Source organism: Brevibacterium sp. K11IcPPYGO002 (genome assembly GCF_050920635.1).
In the GTDB taxonomy this organism is placed as follows: domain Bacteria; phylum Actinomycetota; class Actinomycetes; order Actinomycetales; family Brevibacteriaceae; genus Brevibacterium.
In genome coordinates, this window is record NZ_CP131929.1 from 3210614 (window position 1) to 3228872 (window position 18259).

Annotated in this window: 18 protein-coding genes; 8 read left to right on the forward strand and 10 right to left on the reverse strand. The window is 64.6% G+C overall.

Annotated features, from left to right (window positions below; translation table 11 throughout):
• The first annotated feature begins 22 nt into the window (after positions 1 to 22).
• From QYM46_RS14750 to QYM46_RS14770, 5 genes are all read left to right on the forward strand, one after another.
• On the forward strand, positions 23 to 1108 hold the full coding sequence (locus QYM46_RS14750; protein WP_432789556.1) for a phosphatase PAP2 family protein: 1086 nt from the start codon (positions 23 to 25) through the stop codon (positions 1106 to 1108).
• Positions 1109 to 1239: 131 nt separating this feature from the next.
• Entirely contained in the window at positions 1240 to 2928 is a 1689-nt protein-coding gene (locus QYM46_RS14755; RefSeq protein ID WP_432789557.1) for a DEAD/DEAH box helicase, read from the forward strand.
• 105 nt (positions 2929 to 3033) lie between these two features.
• Positions 3034 to 3612, forward strand: a complete 579-nt coding sequence (locus tag QYM46_RS14760) for a MarR family winged helix-turn-helix transcriptional regulator (RefSeq protein WP_432789558.1) — start codon at positions 3034 to 3036, stop codon at positions 3610 to 3612.
• Between the two features lie 13 nt (positions 3613 to 3625).
• On the forward strand, positions 3626 to 5092 hold the full coding sequence (locus QYM46_RS14765) for a cryptochrome/photolyase family protein (RefSeq protein ID WP_432789559.1): 1467 nt from the start codon (positions 3626 to 3628) through the stop codon (positions 5090 to 5092).
• Positions 5089 to 5955 carry an NAD-dependent dehydratase gene (locus QYM46_RS14770; RefSeq protein WP_432789560.1) on the forward strand — a complete coding sequence of 289 codons (867 nt, stop codon included), beginning with the start codon at positions 5089 to 5091 and terminating at the stop codon, positions 5953 to 5955. Before QYM46_RS14765 ends, QYM46_RS14770 begins: the two co-directional genes overlap by 4 nt.
• Before the next feature lie 23 nt (positions 5956 to 5978).
• Here the strand turns inward: QYM46_RS14770 and QYM46_RS14775 are convergent, their stop codons facing one another.
• Together QYM46_RS14775 and QYM46_RS14780 are read right to left on the reverse strand one after the other, a co-directional pair.
• Positions 5979 to 7529: an SDR family oxidoreductase gene (locus tag QYM46_RS14775; protein ID WP_432789561.1), complete on the reverse strand. Its 1551-nt coding sequence runs from the start codon at positions 7527 to 7529 to the stop codon at positions 5979 to 5981.
• Between the two features lie 94 nt (positions 7530 to 7623).
• Positions 7624 to 8664, reverse strand: coding sequence for a Vms1/Ankzf1 family peptidyl-tRNA hydrolase (locus tag QYM46_RS14780; RefSeq protein WP_432789562.1), 1041 nt, complete (start codon positions 8662 to 8664; stop codon positions 7624 to 7626).
• 177 nt (positions 8665 to 8841) lie between these two features.
• Between QYM46_RS14780 and QYM46_RS14785 the strand changes: the two genes are divergently transcribed.
• Positions 8842 to 9795, forward strand: a complete 954-nt coding sequence (locus QYM46_RS14785; RefSeq protein WP_432789563.1) for an NADP-dependent oxidoreductase — start codon at positions 8842 to 8844, stop codon at positions 9793 to 9795.
• Positions 9796 to 9912: 117 nt separating this feature from the next.
• On the opposite strand, the gene QYM46_RS14790 is transcribed toward QYM46_RS14785, so the two are convergent.
• Positions 9913 to 10086, reverse strand: coding sequence for a hypothetical protein (locus QYM46_RS14790; protein ID WP_432789564.1), 174 nt, complete (start codon positions 10084 to 10086; stop codon positions 9913 to 9915).
• A gap of 282 nt (positions 10087 to 10368) precedes the next feature.
• Here QYM46_RS14790 and QYM46_RS14795 point away from each other — a divergent pair, with 282 nt between their 5' ends.
• Together QYM46_RS14795 and QYM46_RS14800 are read left to right on the forward strand one after the other, a co-directional pair.
• Positions 10369 to 11115, forward strand: coding sequence for a GAF and ANTAR domain-containing protein (locus QYM46_RS14795; protein WP_432789566.1), 747 nt, complete (start codon positions 10369 to 10371; stop codon positions 11113 to 11115).
• A 103-nt stretch (positions 11116 to 11218) separates the two neighbouring features.
• Complete coding sequence (locus QYM46_RS14800) at positions 11219 to 11446, forward strand: hypothetical protein (protein WP_432789567.1); 228 nt, start codon at positions 11219 to 11221, stop codon at positions 11444 to 11446.
• 70 nt (positions 11447 to 11516) lie between these two features.
• Here QYM46_RS14800 and QYM46_RS14805 read toward each other — a convergent pair whose 3' ends face one another.
• The 7 genes from QYM46_RS14805 to QYM46_RS14835 form a co-directional block, all read right to left on the reverse strand.
• Positions 11517 to 11975 (reverse strand): hypothetical protein, encoded by a 459-nt coding sequence (locus tag QYM46_RS14805; protein WP_432789568.1) that lies wholly within the window; start codon positions 11973 to 11975, stop codon positions 11517 to 11519.
• Positions 11976 to 11981: 6 nt separating this feature from the next.
• A complete protein-coding gene (locus QYM46_RS14810; protein WP_101594310.1) occupies positions 11982 to 12413 on the reverse strand; it encodes a helix-turn-helix domain-containing protein in 432 nt (143 codons plus the stop codon).
• Positions 12414 to 12436: 23 nt separating this feature from the next.
• A complete protein-coding gene (locus QYM46_RS14815) occupies positions 12437 to 12907 on the reverse strand; it encodes a hypothetical protein (RefSeq protein ID WP_432789569.1) in 471 nt (156 codons plus the stop codon).
• A gap of 166 nt (positions 12908 to 13073) precedes the next feature.
• The gene (locus QYM46_RS14820; protein ID WP_432789570.1) at positions 13074 to 14840 is read right to left on the reverse strand and encodes an ABC transporter ATP-binding protein; all 1767 of its coding nucleotides are present in this window, start codon (positions 14838 to 14840) and stop codon (positions 13074 to 13076) included.
• A complete protein-coding gene (locus QYM46_RS14825; RefSeq protein WP_432789571.1) occupies positions 14840 to 15757 on the reverse strand; it encodes an ABC transporter permease in 918 nt (305 codons plus the stop codon). The genes QYM46_RS14820 and QYM46_RS14825 overlap by 1 nt, the downstream gene beginning before the upstream one ends.
• On the reverse strand, positions 15754 to 16707 hold the full coding sequence (locus tag QYM46_RS14830) for an ABC transporter permease (protein ID WP_025779240.1): 954 nt from the start codon (positions 16705 to 16707) through the stop codon (positions 15754 to 15756). Before QYM46_RS14830 ends, QYM46_RS14825 begins: the two co-directional genes overlap by 4 nt.
• A 1-nt stretch (position 16708) precedes the next feature.
• Positions 16709 to 18256 carry an ABC transporter substrate-binding protein gene (locus QYM46_RS14835; RefSeq protein WP_169253037.1) on the reverse strand — a complete coding sequence of 516 codons (1548 nt, stop codon included), beginning with the start codon at positions 18254 to 18256 and terminating at the stop codon, positions 16709 to 16711.
• Positions 18257 to 18259: the final 3 nt, after the last annotated feature.

Genomic DNA, 18259 nt, shown 5'->3' on the forward strand with positions numbered 1-18259 from the left:
ACTGAATCACTACGGTGTCCCGATGACCAGATTGCGACGTTGGCCCTACACCTTCGCCATGGCGCTCGCCCTCCTCGTCGGAGCGGCCGCCGTGGTCTCGTCCCTCTACCTCGACCTCCCGCTGCGGGACCCCGACGGATTCCTCGGCCCCTCATACATCCGCCTGCCCCTGCTGGTTCTCGGATTCATCGGCGGCGGGCTGCTCGTGGAAGCCGTGAGGCGACACGGGTGGCGGAACCTGCCGACGTCTGTCGTCGACATCGCCAAGAAGGAATGGAACGCCCACCGTCTGCTGTGCATCGGTGCGGGGCTGCTGAGCTTCTACGTCTGCTACGTCGCCTACCGCAACCTCAAGAGCGTGCTGCCGGTGTTCCGCGAAGGCACCCTCTTCGATCAGCAGCTGTTCCGCCTCGACCAGTGGCTCATGGGCGGCAGCACTCCGGCGGTGGTCCTGCACGAACTCCTCGGCACCGGCATGGCGGCGAATCTGCTGTCGATCGCCTATCTCGCCTATCTTCCGCTCATCCCGATCAGCCTCGGCGCGGTCCTCGTGCTCAATCGCAGACACGCCGTCGGCGCCTGGTATACGACGATGCTGAGCCTCAACTGGGTGCTCGGCACCATCAGCTACTATCTCCTGCCGTCGGTCGGTCCGGTGTTCAGCCATCCCGACGCCTTCCGGGCGCTGCCCGACACCGGAGTCCGTCAGCTCCAGGAATCCCTCATCGACACGCGACTCGACTACCTCAGCAACCCGGTCGGCAGCGACTCCATCCAAGGTGTCGCCGCGTTCGCATCGCTTCACGTCTCCGTCACCTTCGCCGCCGCACTGTTCATGACGCTGACGAAACAGAACCGCGCCGTCCGAGCGATCACCTGGATCTTCTTCGCAGTGACGGTCGTGGCCACCATCTATTTCGGATGGCATTACCTCCTCGACGACATTGCGGGCATCGGCATCGGCGGGGCGTCGGTGGCACTCTCCGCATGGGTGACCGGGCACCGCAGAGCACGCCGACGGCCGGTCGCCGCAGTCTCCGAGCCTGTTTCCGTGCCCGCCGCGAAGCCCGCGGATTCTGTCTCACGCACCGCCGGGGCTATACTGTAATCACCTGCGAACCCGTTTTTCGGGTTCCCTGCGTCGTCAGGACGCCTCGTCTCTGCAGCTGGGTGAAAGAACCCGCGCATTTCCGAAGCCGTTTTCTCTCGGCGATCGAGAGCGCCGACAGCGCTCATTCCATGACCGGCTGCGGCTGCCTGCCACCATTTCACGGCATCGGCACGCCCTCCGGCACGTCGAAGGGCCACACCATCACTACTTCACAGACACGCACCAACCCCCGCACCACCCGCACCAAGAAAGCCACCTCGGCACCGACCTCGTTCGCCGAGCTCGGCGTGCCCGCCGCACTCGTCGACTCCCTCGACCGTGAGGGCAAGACCCAGGCCTTCCCCATCCAGCAGGACACCCTGCCCGACACCCTGGCCGGCCGCGATGTGCTCGGCCGCGGAAAGACCGGATCCGGCAAGACCCTGGCGTTCTCCATTCCACTCGTCGCCCGCCTCGCCGAATCCGGCAAGGGCACCCAGAAGGTCCGCCACCCGCGCGGACTCGTCCTGGCTCCCACCCGTGAGCTCGCCACGCAGATCACCGATGTCATCGACCCGCTGGCCAAGGCCGCCGGCCTGAAGACGACGACGATCTTCGGCGGGGTCAAACAGCGCCGACAGGAGAATGCCCTCAATGCGGGCGTCGACATCGTCGTGGCCTGCCCAGGCCGCCTCGAGGATCTGCTCCAGCAGGACGTCCTCACGCTCGAGAACATCGAGGTCACCATCCTCGACGAGGCCGATCACATGGCTGATCTGGGCTTCCTCCCGGGTGTCACCCGCATCCTCAAGCAGACCCCGGCCGAGGGGCAGCGGATGTTCTTCTCCGCGACCTTGGACAACGACGTCGACAAGCTCGTCCGTCGCTTCCTCCACAATGAGGTCCTCCACTCCGTCGATGAGGCGACCTCGCACGTCTCGGCCATGACTCACCACGTGTTCGAGGTCTCGGTCGACGACAAGAACGCGCTCGTCCACAAGCTCGCCTCCGGCACGGGCCGCCGCATCCTCTTCACCCGCACGAAGCACCGGGCCAAACGCTTCGCCCGACAGCTCACCGCTGCCGGCATCCCCGCCGTCGATCTGCACGGCAACCTGTCCCAGGGTGCTCGCGATCGCAACCTCGCCGCGTTCACCGATGGTGACGCGAAGGTGCTGGTGGCCACGGACATCGCGGCCCGCGGCGTCCACGTCGATTCCGTCGAGCTCGTCGTCCACGTCGATCCCCCGACCGAACACAAGGCCTACCTGCATCGTTCCGGCCGTACCGCCCGTGCCGGCAGCGCCGGCGACGTGGTCACCGTGATGACACCCGATGAGCGCAAGGACACGCAGATCCTGCTGCGCAAGGCCGCCATCAAGGCCTCCCCGCAGAAGGTCACCGCCGACTCCCCCGAGGTGACCGAGCTCGTCGGTGAGATCGCCGAGTACGTCGCCCCGCAGCCGAAGGAACCGGTGCAGCCGCGCAAGAAGACCGAACCGGCGAAGTCCGGTGGTCGTTCGTCCCGCCGTCGCCGAGGCGGCCGTGGCGGACGCGGTGGAGGTGCGGGCCGCGATGGCGCCGCTGGCGAGAGCACTCGCACGAACTCGCGCAGCAGCGACTCCGGCCGCACTGGTCAGAACGGCCGCAGCGGCGAGGGCAGTCGCCGCCGCGAGACCGGTCGGGGAGGCCGCTCGGGCAATCAGAGCTCGGGAGCGCGCACCAGCCGGTCGGGCGGCCGCCGCACCGCAGACTCTCGTGGCACGAGCCCTGAGACCCGTCGCCGCAATCGCTCTCGCACCGGAGGTTCGCAGCAGGTCTACTCGACCAGCAGCTGACATCCTCACAGTGTGATAACTCTCCGCATATAGTACACTTTGATGTACTATATGCGGAGAGTTATTCTTCTGCGATCGAGGGGCGGGAATCAGTAGGATTGCGGCATGGAGCCATCGGAGGCCGCGGGCGCTCACGACCCGATCACAGAGAATATGTACACCGGATCGCAGAACAGCTTTCCCGGCGACCTCATCGACTCCTCCGATCTGTCGAACGCCGACCGCGAGCAGATCGCTCAGCTCATGGACGCGCTTGCCCGACTGCGCGAGGCCGAACGCACCCTCTCCGAGGCTTCGCGCAGATTCATGAAGCTCAGCGAGCAGGACATGCGTGCATTGCACTATCTCATCGCAGCGAAGCGGCAGAACGCAGTCGTGACCCCGAAGATGCTGTCTGCCCATATGCTCATGTCGGCAGCCTCGGTGACGAAGCTGATCAATCGCCTGGAGCGGGAGGGGCATGTCATCAGGAAGCTCCATCCCAGCGATCGCCGGGCATATGCCATCGACGTCACCGCGGAGACGGCGCGCTCGGCACGAGAGACCGTGGGGCGCGCCCAGGCCAGACGGATCCATGCCGCCGTCCGCCTCACCAGCCGCGAACGCGATGCCGTCATCCGCTTCCTCGACGGCATGACCGACGAGCTGTCGCTGAGCAACGCCGACTGGGCGAAGCCGCTGTGATCGGAGACGACCGGTGAGCCACAACCGTGAACACCTCACTCTCGTCTGGTTCCGCGACGACCTGCGCGTCGACGATCACGAGGCACTGACAGCGGCCCGCGCCGAGGGGCAGGTGATCGGTCTCTGGATCAGGGAGTCCCGCAGCGACGACGGCTTGGGCCCCCGTCCGCTGGGTGGGGCCGCGCGGTGGTGGGCTCATGAGTCGCTGCGCGTCTTGGAGGCCGAACTCGCGCAGCTCGAGATCCCGCTGCTCTTCGCAGCAGGCTCCGCCGCGGACATCGTCCCGCAGGCGGCTGCGGACCTGGAGGTCGATGCCGTCCGCTGGTCGCGCCGCTATGCACCGGCCTCACGTGACCTCGACGCGCAGATCAAGACGGGCCTGGCTGATGCCGGGCGTGCTGTGCACTCCCATACCGGCGCGCTGCTCGTCGAACCCTGGACTATCAGCCCGCAGGGCGGAGACTTCTACAAGGTGTTCACCCCTTATTTCAACGCCGTGCGCGATCGCAGCGTCGGCGACGTCCTCCCGGCCCCGCGCAGACAGACCTCTCTGACGAAGGCGCACCGGCAGACCCTCGACGGGCACTCGTGGATGCGCAACCTCGACGGCCTCGGCCTTCTCGACGGAACTGACACGGGCTCGGGCGAATTCGCCTCGGCGAGGACCCCGCAGTGGTGGCAGACGACCGTGGCCGAGCACTGGAGCCCCGGGTGTCGAGAGGCGGCCCGAGCGCTGGCGGACGTGAGCGACGGGGTCGACGGCTACGCAGATTCGCACGATGTCCCCGCCGACCCCGACAGCACGTCCGGCCTGTCTCCGAGGCTGCGCTTCGGCGAACTCTCCCCACGGCAGCTGCTGGCCGCGGCCCTGGACCTGCCGGAGGTCAGCGATGATGACCGGCAGGCTTGGATCCGGCAGCTCTACTGGCGGGAGTTCTCCTGGCACCTGACCTATCACCTGCCGGCCATCGAGTCCGAGCCGATGCGGCCGGAATTCGCATCCTTCCCCTATGAGGACGACCCCGAGGCGCTTGAGCATTGGCGCAGCGGTACGACCGGGATTGCCCTCGTCGACGCCGGTATGGCGCAGCTGTGGCAGACCGGGTGGATGCACAATCGAGTGCGGATGGCCACGGCGAGCTTCCTGACGAAGAATCTGCTCATCCACTGGTGGCACGGCGAACAGTGGTTCTGGGACACGCTCGTCGACGCCGATGAAGCCAACAATCCCGTCTCGTGGCAATGGGTCGCCGGGTGCGGAGCCGATGCGGCCCCGTACTTTCGGATCTTCAATCCCGAACGCCAACGTGAGCGTTTCGATCCGAACAGCGAGTACGTGAGCAGGTGGGTGGGCTGCGGGCCGGGCGGTCTCACCCGAACGGAACGTTCACACGGCGATCGCGAGCCGATCGTCGATCTCAAGGCATCGCGCCAGGCGGCGCTGGCAGCCTATGACCGGATGAAGAGCGAGGCGAAATGAGCACGACGAACGGACGCAGAATTCTCCTGGCCGGGTGCGGAGACTTAGGCGCACGGTTGGGACTGCGGTTGGTCGACCAGGGGCACGAGGTGATCGGACTGCGCCGGCGCGTCGCCGAACTGCCCGATGCCTTCGAGACGATCAGCATGGACCTCTCCCACCTCGGAGCGCCAGAGCGCGGCGGGGCCGACGCCCCGGTCCGCAGCGATCCACGACTGGACGCACTCGACGCGGTCGTCATCACCCTCACTCCGGACGGACCGACTCGGGCCGGATACGAACGGTCCTACCTCCACGGGCTGAGAGGCCTCGCGCGCGTGCTCGAGTCACAGCCGGGCCGAGTCGTCCTCGTCTCCTCCACGCGTGTCCTCGCTGAGGACCCGACACGTGTGACCACCGAAGACACTCCAGTCGCCCCGGAGTCCGGGCCGGGTGAGGTGCTCGCGGCAGCCGAGTCCGAAGCGGCCGAACTCTTCGACCACGTCACGATCGTGCGCCCGGCTGGCATCTACGGACCTGGCCGCACTCGTCTCATCGACTCCGTGCGTCGCGGGCAGCAGTTCAATCATCAGCGGTGGACGAACCGCATCCACCGGGACGATCTGGTGCACGGTCTGGAGCGCTTGGCCCTTGACCCGGAGCCGCCGAACCTGGTCCATGCCGTCGATTCCCAACCTGCCCAGATGGGCGAGGTCGCCGCCTTCATCGCCGACCGCCTCGGCGTGCCCGTCCCCGGCCATGTCGAGGACGAGAAGCCGGGCGGCAAACGGATCGACGGAACTCGCTTCCGCGCACTTGTGGGCGAACTCGGCTACCCCACCTACCGGGACGGCTTCGCGTCGATGCTGACGGCAACTGCCTGATCACGAACGAGATCGGGGACCGTTCACGCTCGCACCCGACGGCGCGCCTCGGCGGCGATGTTCTTCGCCATTGCGGGGAAGATGAATCGGTGGAACGGGGCGACGAGGGCCCAGTAGAGGCGGCCGCGCACACCGGTGGGAATGAAGGTCGCTGTCTGGTGGTACTCGCAGCCGTCGGCTGAGTCGGTCAGCGTGAATTCGAGCCACGCATGACCGGAGACCTTCATCTCGGCGCGCAGCAGCAGACGCGAGTTCCGCTCCAGCTGTTCGACCCTCCACCAATCGACGGGATCGCCGATGCGCAGGGAATCGGGCAGCCGTCGACCTCGGTTGAGGCCGGCGCCGCCGACGGCTTTGTCCCAGATTCCGCGGACTTTCCAGGCCAGGGGCCAGGAGTACCAGCCTTGAGCCCCGCCGATGCCCTCGATCACGGGCCACACATCGGCGGCCGAGAGACCGGGAATCGTTGCCGCGCGTTCGTCGGTGCAGATGCGCCGTCCCGCCCACTGCGGGTCATTCGGCAGCGGGCTGGCCGCCTCGTCGAGCTCTCCGGCGTCGGCGTCCCAGTTCGTATCCACGGCACCTTCGACTTCGCGGCGCAGGGCGAGTCGGACGGCGTCGGCGAACCCGATGAGCCCGGACTCGGGCGGCGGAATGACCTCATCAACCTCTTGCGACGAAGCCACCGCGTCTTCCTGCAGGGATTGGACGAGGGGCAAGGTGAGGCTGAAGGGCAGCGGGGTGACCAACCCGACCCAGATGCCTGACAGCGTCGGTGCGGGAAGAGGCAAAGCGATGACGTGGCGGGGCTTGAGCCCTGCGACGGCAGCAAAGGTACGCATCACGTTCGCATAAGTGAGGATCTGACGTGAACCGATATCGAAGGACCGGTTGACCGCCTCCTGCACATCGGCCGCGGAGAGAAGATAGTAGAGAGCGTCACGAACCGACAGCGGCTCGACGCGGTTGGACACCCAGTCCGGTGCCGGCATCCAGCGCAGGGTCGTGGCGAGGTGGCGGATCATCTCGAACGAAGCCGATCCGGAGCCGATGATGATGCCGGCGTTGAAGACGATCGCGTCGACCTCGGAGTCGAGCAGAATCCGTCCGACGTTCGCTCGTGAACGCATGTGCTTCGAGAGCTCACGTCCCTCCGGATGGAGCCCTCCGAGGTAGACGACACGGCCCACACCGGCCGCGGCGGCTTCGTCGGCGAAACGCGTGGCCGCCGCGGACTCCGCGGCTTCGAAGTCCCCGCCAGAGCCCATGGAGTGCACCAGGTAGTAGGCCGTGTCGATGCCGGTGAGGCTGTCGGACAGTCCACGACCGGTGTCCAGGTCGACGGTTCTCACGTCAACGTCGGCTGCCCATGGAACCTGCTTGAGCTTCTCCGGTCGCCGTACCCCGACCCGTACCTGGTGCCCGGCCTGCAGCAGTCGCGGCACAAGGCGACCGCCGATGTAACCGGTCGCCCCGAGCACGAGCACGCGCCGCGGGGTGCGGGTTTGGCGGATGACTTCGTCGTCGAGCGACTTCGGGTCAGGCGGGGTCGAGCGTTCCGTCGGGCGATTCATCAGGGGATCCTTCCGGCCTGCCGAGATCGGCTGTCACGGACCAACCATACACATGTAACCCGTTAGATACTGTTGGCCATCGTATAGCTGCTGCTCAGTCCGCCAGCGCAGCGCCGACGTCGTAGCGGAGGATCGCAGCAATGCCGTCGCTCATCGGATCGTGGCTGAGACCGATCTCAGCTGAGGACAGGATAGCCGCGGAGACGATCTCCGCTTCTCCTGCTGAGGCCTCGGCATCATCGAGCAGAAGGACCGCCACCGCTCCGCGTTCCACTGCCTTTTCGACTTCTGCTCGCCCTTCGACCGCACGGCCGTGTGCTTTGCTTTCGCCCAGACGCTCCGAGTTCTCAGCCTCTCGTTCTTCGGCGAGCCTCGTCACCAACGCCCTGATGGCCACGTCAATTGCCTCTTCGGCACTTTCGTCTTCATCGCCGCCCTCGGAGATCTCATGAAGCATCTCCTCGGCTCGTGCCGACAGCTCAGCCTTGACGGCGGTTCTGCCCTGCACCTCTCCGGCCAGAACGAGTGCGTCCGACGCGTGGTCTGTGATGAGACGGTCGACGAAGTCGGCGACACTGCGAGCGTTGTCTTTGATGATCTCGTCGACGCGACGCCGGATCTGGTTGTGTGAGTATGCTCCTCGCCGCGGCTTGTTGATGTCTTCGTCGTTGTCGCCGGTCACGTGGACCGACTCGTTTTCGGTGCGTTCACGATCCGGAGTCACGCTCAGTTCACGCACGGCCGCTCCATCCTGTCCGGCGATGACAAGCACGACGTCGAACTGCCTGCATTCCTGCCGGAGGTAGGCTCCGAGTTCGGGCACGTCTCCGTAGTGCGCCGCGTCGCCTTCTCCCAACGCCGCATCCCAGTGTTCGTCAAGCAGAACTCCCCCCGAGTTCGCAACGATGGTCCGACCGTCCGTGTGCACCTCGGTGGGTTCGTCGACGAGGATGATCGCGTCAATGGGCTCGAGGAGCGACTCCTCTGCCCCGCTTTCGGACAGCTGGTCTCGCAGCTCCGACCAGCGCAGGCGCAGCTGAGTCTCGGCATCCGCTGAAGGAGCACGACCCTCAAGGTAGACCGTGGCATATGGACCGCCGCTCTCGTAGACCGTGCGCAAGTGACTGTGGTTCATCCCTTGTTCCTCCTCAGCATCTGTGTTCATCTGTCCGGACCCCGCAGGACCCACCGCTGGGCGCGGTCTTCTCAGCCTGGCATTGTGCGCAGACCCCTGTAAACAGTCTTGACAATCCGTGCCAGTCCCTTTACCTCTCCAGGACGGCTCCGATGTCCGAAGTGGCACAATGGGGCCATGAACACCGAAGCGATGATGCGCGCCGTCAGCCAGCAGACTTTCGGCAGCGCCGACGTTCTCGAAATCACCGAGATTCCGCGCCCGGAGCCCCGCCCCAACGAAATCCTCGTCAAAGTTCAGGCGGCGGGCCTCAATCCCACTGATTGGAAGCACCGTTCCGGCCGCGGCTTCATTGACACGTTGCCCTTGGTGCTCGGCTGGGACGTCTCTGGAGTAGTCGAAGATGTCGGCATCGGCGTCGCGACTTTCAAACCCGGAGACGAGGTGTTCGGCATGCTGTCGTACCCGTTCGGACTCGGCTCCCACGCCGAATACGTCGCCGCCCCGTCCAGATTCTTCGCATCGAAACCCCGATCGGTCGATCATGTGCAGGCGGGAGCACTCCCCCTCGTCTCACTGACCGCCTGGCAAGCGCTCGTCGAGAATGCGGACGTGCAGTCGGGACAGCGCGTGCTGATCCACGCGGCCGCAGGCGGCGTCGGGCACATCGCTGTGCAGATCGCGAAGGCGCGGGGCGCATACGTGATCGGAACCGCGAGCGCGGAGAAACACGGCTTCTTGCGCGAACTCGGCGCCGATGAGGTCATCGACTACCGTACGGACGACTTCGCCGATCGAGTGCGAGACGTGGACGCGGTGCTCGACACGATCGGCGGTGACACAGCGATGCGCTCCCTGCACACTCTTCGCAAAGGCGGCTGTCTCGTGTCGCTCATCCCCGTCGGCTCCGCTGATCTCCTTCGCGAAGCAGATCAGCTCGGAGTGCGAGCTCTTCGAATGCTCGTGGACTCCTCGCGCAGCACGCTGGAAATCGTCTCCGGACTCGTCGACGATGGTGCACTGCGTGCCACCATCGCCGGGACGTTCCCTCTCACAGAGGCAGCAGAAGCCCACCGAGAGGGCGAGACCAATCGCACAACCGGAAAACTCGTACTCACAATGGACGAGTAAACGAAACGCAGCCCTCACAGAGCTGGCGGCGGGGCCGCCGCGGCTTCGAGCTCCGTCTCGGCGGCAAATCAGGGCCCGGCACCTGTGCAACGGTGCCGGGCCCTGCGAATACGGGTGTCAGTAGTGCGCCGGCGGATCACTTGCGGGGAAGGACTCTTCCTCCCATTCATCGACCAAGTTGTCTTTATGCTGCATCGACGCGGAATCCGTGCCGGGTTTTTCCGCAACATCGTCTTTGGCTTCCTCGGGGACCTTTGTCAGGTCCTTCTCGTCTTCGCTGGAATCGCTCATCACGATCATCCCTTCTCTATCGAGTGCATGAACCCATGCTGACACTGTTTCAGGCAGCTCGGTAGGGGTGCTGCCCGGTACACCGATCGTGTCCCAGCCTGACCGCCTGAGCAATTGCCCGAAACCGATTTTGGGCGCAGCACCAGCCTTGCGTAAGATATTGCAAGGTCAAGCAGGCGGCCTCCAGATGTGAGGACCCCTGATTGTGTATCGCCTTCCCCTTTGCCCGCAGATTCTCGCGCGGATCATCAACGCCAGCGGCTCAGAACTGAACCGCAGACGTTGAAGGACACCGTTGCTGCGCCCGACCCCCACCGCGAATCGGCCGCAGAACTCCTCCTCAGACTCCTTGCCTCAGAAGACGAGCTCGGCACCTTCGTGGATGAGCTCGCAATCATGGCCGCCGCCGAAATCGGTCAGGACTCTCCGGTCTCGTGCGGGATCACGCTGGTCCGCAACAGACGCAACACCATTGTCGGCGGCAGCGACGACGCAGCGAGACGATTCGAAGACATCCACACCTACCTCGGAGCCGGCCCGCGCGTGGAGGCAACGAAGAGCCGCACGATCATCTGTGTCGATGACGCCGACGAAGAGAAGCGCTGGCGAGACTTCATGGACATCGCTGTGCTTGACGACCTGCGAAGCTTGGTGGCGGTCCCGCTCGACATCGATGACACTGCGCAAGCGGTCATGACCTTCTACGCCATGCAACCCCGCAGCCTCGGGGAGCCGACGCTGTCGAAAGTGCAAAGATTCATGGAGCCAGTGAAGAGGTCACTGCGCGTGGCAGTCCGAACCGCGCGCTTCGCCGAAGCAGCCGAACACCGACAGCGGGCGATGGAATCGCGTACCGTCATCGACGTGGCCATCGGAATCACCATGGCCCAGGCGGCCTGCAGCCAGGAGGAAGCTATCGCCATTCTCAAGAAGGCGTCATCGCATCGCAATATCAAACTGCGCACGCTCGCCGGTGACCTCGTCGACTCACTCGGTCAACCCGAGCCGATCACGCCGTTCACCGAGTGAGTGCACGGCCCTCCACCGGATTGTCGAAATGTTCGGTCGACGCGCTCATGACCACCCCGTAGACTGACTTTCCACCCGCGCTTTCCAGCGAAAGGCGACTTTCATGTCGACCGAAGACAACAGCACTGACGACAGCACCGCAGGCAGCATGCGCAAGGCTGCGGAGAATCTCGACCACGATGCCGGTGGAGCGCCGTCGGCGGCCTACCTCGACAACGTCGATCCCGAGGAGTTCGGTCGGCACGACGATGCCGACGACGATGACGACAGCGATGAGGACCCGGACGCCGAACCCTCCGACGATGAGGGTCCCAACGCCGACTTCGGCTAGAACTTCGACACGTCGCCGGCCAGAGCCCGCGCGGGGTCCATAACTGTCGCCGCCACACTTTCAGCTGCGTCTACACTTGAGCATCGCCTCTCACAGCGTCCTCGTCGTCGAGCTCCACGGCAATATCGCCACGCGGAATCATCGGTATGTACAGCGCCTTGCCGAACACTTTCGCGGTGATCGTGGTCATCCCCTCACGGAGGTAGGGCAACACGGTCATGACAGCAACTTCATTGACGAACTGCTTAATCGTCCGACTGCTGGGGTCGGCGCCCTCAGTCATCGAATACTCGCCCGCCACGCTGACGACGGCTTCGCCGATTGCCACTTCTGCGGTGGCTATCAACCGAACGCCGAACCCGCCTGACCCTTCTCTGATCTGCACTTCGATCGAGATCTCCCCGTCCTCCCCGTCCGAACCGGAGTCGAAACGGCGGGCAGACACTTCATGGAATTCCACTGATTCAAGTTGCACCTGGTCAATGAGAGCTCGAACTTCATCAAGAGGGTCGTCGCCTTCAAATGTCATGGAAGATCACCTCGCAAGCCCGAAGTCGGACTGCTTGACGGTGCGCCATGATCTACCAGCGGCAGGTGCACCTCCACCACCAGCCGAAGACACTGAAACAGTTGTCGTTCGCGCAGTCTCCCACTCGCGGCGGGCTGCAAGCCACACCGACTGTCCCTGATCCTTATGCACCTGGTGTTCATAAAACGCGCCGAGGGCATTAGCGTAGCGTCGCAACGTCGACGCTTTCGGATCAGAGTCGTAGCGCTCAAGTTTGTGAATAGCCTGCTGCGTCACTCCCATGATGTCGGCGAGCTCTTTCTGAGTAAGACCGGACTCTTGGCGGATTCTGATCAACTCTGCCTTGAGCTCCCGATCTTCACGCGCAAGAACTTTTGCGCGCGCTCGCACGAGCTCTGGATTCAGGGTCGACAAAGCATTCTTCCGCGCGGCAGTCATATCGTTCATTATACAGAAACAACTTACGGGTTGTTAGGTGGCGAGGAGCGCCGTTGCCAACCGTTCCCCGCACCAGCTCGGTAGCGCTCTACTGCAATATCGATCTCACTCTGCCGGCTCGGAGAATCTGACTTGATATGCCGGTGCAGTGAGACCAATGCTGTCGGCAGTTCGACTGGTTCAGCGTGATAGAAGCGCAGTGCTTTGGTCAGCGCCCGCCTCCGCAGTTCGTAGACATCAGGATCACTGTAAATAGGCTTGATTCGGGCTGTCTCGTCGCCGCTGTCCCACAGTTCCCCGGCCGCGGCCGCCTCCATCAGCTCGGCGTTCTCCCCTTCTTGATGGAATCTCTCGAATGGAACAAGGCCATCCAACCACCGGTCCATTGCAACAACGGAGGGGTGCAGATCATCAACATAGTCCCGCCAAATCAAGGGAGGATCTTGCCGGGTGCAGCATCTCGAATCGCTGCCAGCGCGTCTTTGCTGTGCCATAGATCGACTGTATCTGTCGTCCCTGACATAGGGGACGCAGTTTGACTGCGCCCTCCCGGTGCAGTCGTCCCCGCCCCTCAGACGCAGCAACCAACTGCCTCAGCAAGAAAACGGGCGGGGGCCGTACCGCGCTGACCTCGCCCCGCCCGCCCGGACAGGCTGCCCGTCAGAACTTCGGCACGTCGGCGATCAGCGCCCGTGTGTACTCGTGCGAGGGGTCCTCGAGCACCTGCGCGGTCGGCCCGTAGTCGACGATCTTGCCCTTGTTGAGCACCGCGAGGTTATCGGCGATGTGCCGGGAAAGCGCGATGTTGTGGGTGACGAAGAGCATCGCCAGCTGTCGCTCCTCCCGCAAGGTCCGCAGCAGGGCGACGATCGAAGCCTGGACGCTGACATCGAGGGCCGAGGTGATCTCATCACAGACCATCACCGACGGCGCGTTGACGAGCGCACGAGCGATCGCGGCCCTCTGCCGCTCACCGCCGGAGAGGTCACCGGGACGTCGGTGATAGAACGACCGTCCCAGCCGCACAGAATCGAGGGCTTCCTCGACAGTAGCTTTCCGACTCGCGGCCGTACCCTGGCCGCTCATCTCCAAGGGCACAGTCAGTGACTGACCGATCGACCGCCTGGGGTTGAGGGAGGAGAACGGCGATTGGAACACGTATTGGATGCCGACGCGCTGCTCGTTCGTGCGTTTGCGCGTCGACCGTGCCAGTTCCGTGCCGCGCAGTCGAACAGACCCCTTGTAGTCGTCGTTGAGTCCGGCCACGCACTGCGACAGGGTCGTCTTACCCGATCCGGATTCGCCGAGCAGCATCGTGCACTCCCCCGGTTCCAGGACCATATTGATCCCGTCGAGGATCTGCGCCTTTCCGTAGGCCAGCGCCACATCCCTGACCTCGAGCAGAGGCGCGTTCGCGGCAGCACCATCTCCCGCCGAGGCGGCCGACCCGTCGGCCTCAATCCGATCCCGATCCGTCTCAACCGGCTTCTCCCCCGCCGACACGAGGACGTGCGTCTTCTCGTCGGACTCGGTGACGGCCTTCGCCTCGGCGGCGCCGTCGCCGATGGTCTTACGGCCGGCGAGGTCGGGCACCGCAGCCATGAGCATCTGCGTGTACTCATGCTGCGGGCGTTCGAGCACTGCCGACACCGGCCCCTCTTCGACGAGGTTGCCGCGCAGCATCACGGCGACCCGGTCGGAGATGTCCTTGATCACCGCGAGGTCGTGGGTGATGTAGAGACCGGCGACGTTGTTCGCCACCGTCATCTGCCGGATCGTGTCGAGCACGACCGACTGGGTGGACACGTCCAGACCGGTCGTCGGTTCGTCGAGGATGAGCACGTCGGGGTACATGGCGAAGGCCATGGCGATGCCGATGCGCTGCTGTTGACCGCCGGAGAGCTGATGGGGCCACCGTCGCTGATAGGCCCGATCCCCGGGCAGGCCGACGTCGACGAGCACCTCGGCGACGCGATCGGCTCGCTCACGATCGGAGGCTCCGAAGCCGTGGATGTCGAGGACTTCCCGGATCTGCTCACCCACGCGCATGGCGGGGTTGAGCGAGAGCGCCGGATCCTGCGGGATGTACGCGATTCGGGATCCGCGCAGGTCTCGCAGGGCCACCTCGTCGAGGTCGCCGACCTCAAGATGGGAGGCATCACCGCGCGGCCAGATGCTCACTGACCCGGATCCGAACTTCAGACCTTCCCGGAAGTGTCCCATGCAGGCCAGGCCTGCCGTGGTCTTACCGGAACCGGATTCGCCGACGAGTCCGAGGATCTCACCTCGGGACAGGGCGAAGTCGACTCCGTGGAGGATTTCGTCCCCGGCGTTCGTCAGGACGCGCAGGTCGGACACACGCAGGACGATCTTCTCGTTCGGTTCGTTCGCATCATCGTGGCGAACGGTCTCTGTCTTCGGGCTCATCATGCCTCCACGGATGTTGATGCAGTGGCTCGGGCGAAGGAGTCCGCGAGCAGGTTGGTGCCGATGGTCAGCAGTGCGATCGCGATGACCGGCAGCAGCACACCCCAGGGTTGGATGGACAGGGCGATGCGGTTCTCGTTGATCATCAGACCCCAGTCAGCCGCGGGCGGCTGCAGGCCGAGTCCGAGGAAGGACAGCGAGGCGATGTAGCCGATGGAGTAGGTCAGGCGCAGGCCTGCCTCGACGCTCAGGGGCCCGGTGATGTTGGGCAGCAGCTCACGGATGAGCACCTTCCACCGGGGCATCGCGTACATCTCCGCGGCCTTGATGTAGTCCTCGGTGATCACTCCCAGGGTCGCGGACCTCGCGACGCGGGCGATGCGTGGTGCGTGGGTGAGACCGATGACGGTCACGAGCACCCATCCCTGCGGTCCGAGCACGGTGATCGCCAGGAGGGCGAACACGAGCTGCGGGATGGCGAGGATGACGTCATTGAGCCGCATGATCACGGCGTCGAAGGTTCCTCCGACGTAGGCGGCGAGCATGCCGATGATCGCGCCGACGACCATGCCGAGCGCCGTGGCGAGCACACCGTAGACGATGAGTGTCACACCGCCGGCGAGGAACCGGGAGAGAACATCTCGGCCGAGGTTGCCCGAGCCGAACAGACCGTAGGGGCTGAACGGCTTCGTGACGAATTCGGTGGCGGTGTTGCCCGTCGCCCAGGGCAGCAGCAGCGGACCGCACAGGGCGAGCGCGACGACGACCACGGTGATGATCAGACCGATCTTCCCCTGTTTCTGCGCGAGCACCCGCTTGTAGAAGGGAACATAGGTGGTCTGGGATTCCTTGGGCACCTCGGCGGCATCGGTGGCCGCGGACTTGAGGTCATCAAGACTGTTGGCGTCGGTGCTCATGCTGCGCTCCTGAGTTTCGGGTTGGTGAGGATGCCGACGACATCAGCCGCCAGATTCACCACGACGTAGACAGCGGCGACGAGCATGGAGATCGCCTGGACGACCTGCACGTCACGGTAGGTCACCGCATCGATGAGTGCTTGGCCGAGTCCTGGGTAGCGGAAGAGGAACTCGACGACGACCACACCGCCGGCCAGCCAGGCCAGCTGGATAGCGACGACCTGAGCGACCGGTCCGAGAGCGTGCGGCACGGCGTGGCGTATGATCACGCGTTTCTCCGGGACGCCTTTGAGTCGCGCCATTTCGACGAAGCCGGAGTCGAGGACTTCGATCATCGTCGCTCGCATCATCCGCACGATGTAGGGGGTGACGACGAGGATGAGGGTCAGGGTCGGCAGAATGAGCTGCTGAGGTCGGTTCCAGACGGGTTCGCCCGGCGGTGCCAGGGTCACGGCCGGCAGGATCTGGAACACCGAGGTGGCGAAGATCGCGATGAGTCCGATGCCGATGACGAACTCGGGCATGGCCGCAAGCACCAGGCTGATGCCGGTCATCGCCTGGTCGCGCCGCTTCCCGCGATGCAGGGCCTGAAAGACACCGAGTCCGATGCCCAACGGCACGGAAATGACCGCGGCCAGTCCCATGAGGACGAAGGACGCCCACACACGATCACCGAGGAGTGCGGCCACGGAGCCGCCACTCGCCGAGGAGGTGCCGAAGTCACCGACGAAGAGGCCTCCCAGCCAGGTGAGGTACCGCTGCCAGGCGGGTTGGTCGAGTCCCAGCTGTTCGTTGAGTGCCGCAATGCGCTCCGGCGTGGCCTGCTGGCCGAGGATCGCGCGTGCCGCGTCACCGGGCAGCAGCAGGGTGGCGCCGAATACGAGCAGAGACACCGCGATGAGGATGAAGGCGGAGAAGAGCAGCCGCTTTCCGATCACTTTTCCGAACATGTCACACCTCTCCAATCCACACGCGGTCGAATCTCCACCCGCTCAGAGGTCGCCCTGTGGAGTTCGGGACGAGCCCGCCCACGTATTTCTGGAAGGCATCGACTTGGTTGGCGAAGCCCCAGACGATGTAGCCGCCGTCGTCGTAGAGCATCTTCTGCAGTTCGTGTTCACGGTCGCGTCGGTCATTCGCCTCCGGGATGGCCCGGACCTCGTCGAAGACCTTGTTGAATGTCGGATCGTCCCAGTGGGTTTCGTTGAATGGTGACTCCTCGAGCGAACAGGCGATGACCTGCGGCAGGAAGTCACGGGTGTACCAGAAGTCCTGGGCGAAGTCCCATTTGAGGTATTCGTCGCCGAAGAACGTCGTCGCGTCCACCCTGCGGATCTTCACCGTGATTCCGGCGTCGGCGGCCTGCTGGGCGAAGACCTGCGCGGATTCGACGGCACCGGACTGGATGGGGGCGGTGACGAGTTCGACCTCGAGCCCGTCGGGATAGCCCGCCTCGGCGAGGAGCTTCTTGGCCTTCGGAATGTCGCGTTTGCGTTGCGGGAAGTCCGGGTAGTTCTCGCTCAACGGTCCGAACATGTCGTTGCCCAGGGTGCCGTAGCCGGAGAGCACCTGTTCGATCATCTGTTCGCGGTCGACGACGAGCCGGAAGGCCTGTCGGACCTTGACGTCGTCGAAGGGCTTCTTGTCCACGCGCATCGTGAAGGGCAGCCACATGCCTGTCTTCGAGTTGAGGATGGACATGCGCTCATCGGCGGCGATGACTTCGACGAGGGCGAGTGGGATGCCGGCGATCGCGTCCACCTGGGTGGACAGGAGGGCGTTGATGAGGGCGTCGTCGTCGTTGAAGTTGAGCACCTCCACCTCGTCGAGGTACATCTTGTCGAAGTCGAAATAGTGCTCGTTGGGCACGAGCACCGTCGACTGGGCGGCGGTGAAAGATTTGAGTTTGAACGGTCCCGAGCACACCGGGTTCTCCGGGTCGTAGCCGACGGGGACGATGGCGGCGGTGTATTCGGCGACAGCGTCCTTGAACAGGCCGTTGGGTTCGCTGAGTCGGAACTCGACGGTGCGCTCATCCTTGGCGACGACTTTCTCCAGCATGGAGAAGTTCGCGGCCGCAGTCTTCGGATCGTCGGGGTCGTTGATCCGCTCGAAGGTGAAAACGACGTCTTCGGAGGTGATCGGCTTGCCGTCGGAGAACTTGATGCCCTCCTTCAGCGTGCACGTCCACACGGTGGAGTCGGAGTTGGCCTTGATCGATTCGGCCAGCAACGGCACGACCTGAGAGTCGTCGTCCCAGCCGTACAGGGCGTTGTAGAGGTTGACGGCACGGCAGACATCGCCGTTGTTGACGGGGATGTGGGCGTCGACGGTGTCCGCGGAGTTGCCGCCGGTGACACCGACGCGCAGGGTCCCGCCCTTGACGGGCTTGCCGGCGTCGGCGGCACCGACTTCCGCGCCGCCGCAGGCGCTCAAGCCCGCCACTCCGGCCACGGCAAGGCCTGCACCCAGCGCTTGTCTTCGGTTCGGTGTTCTCATGTG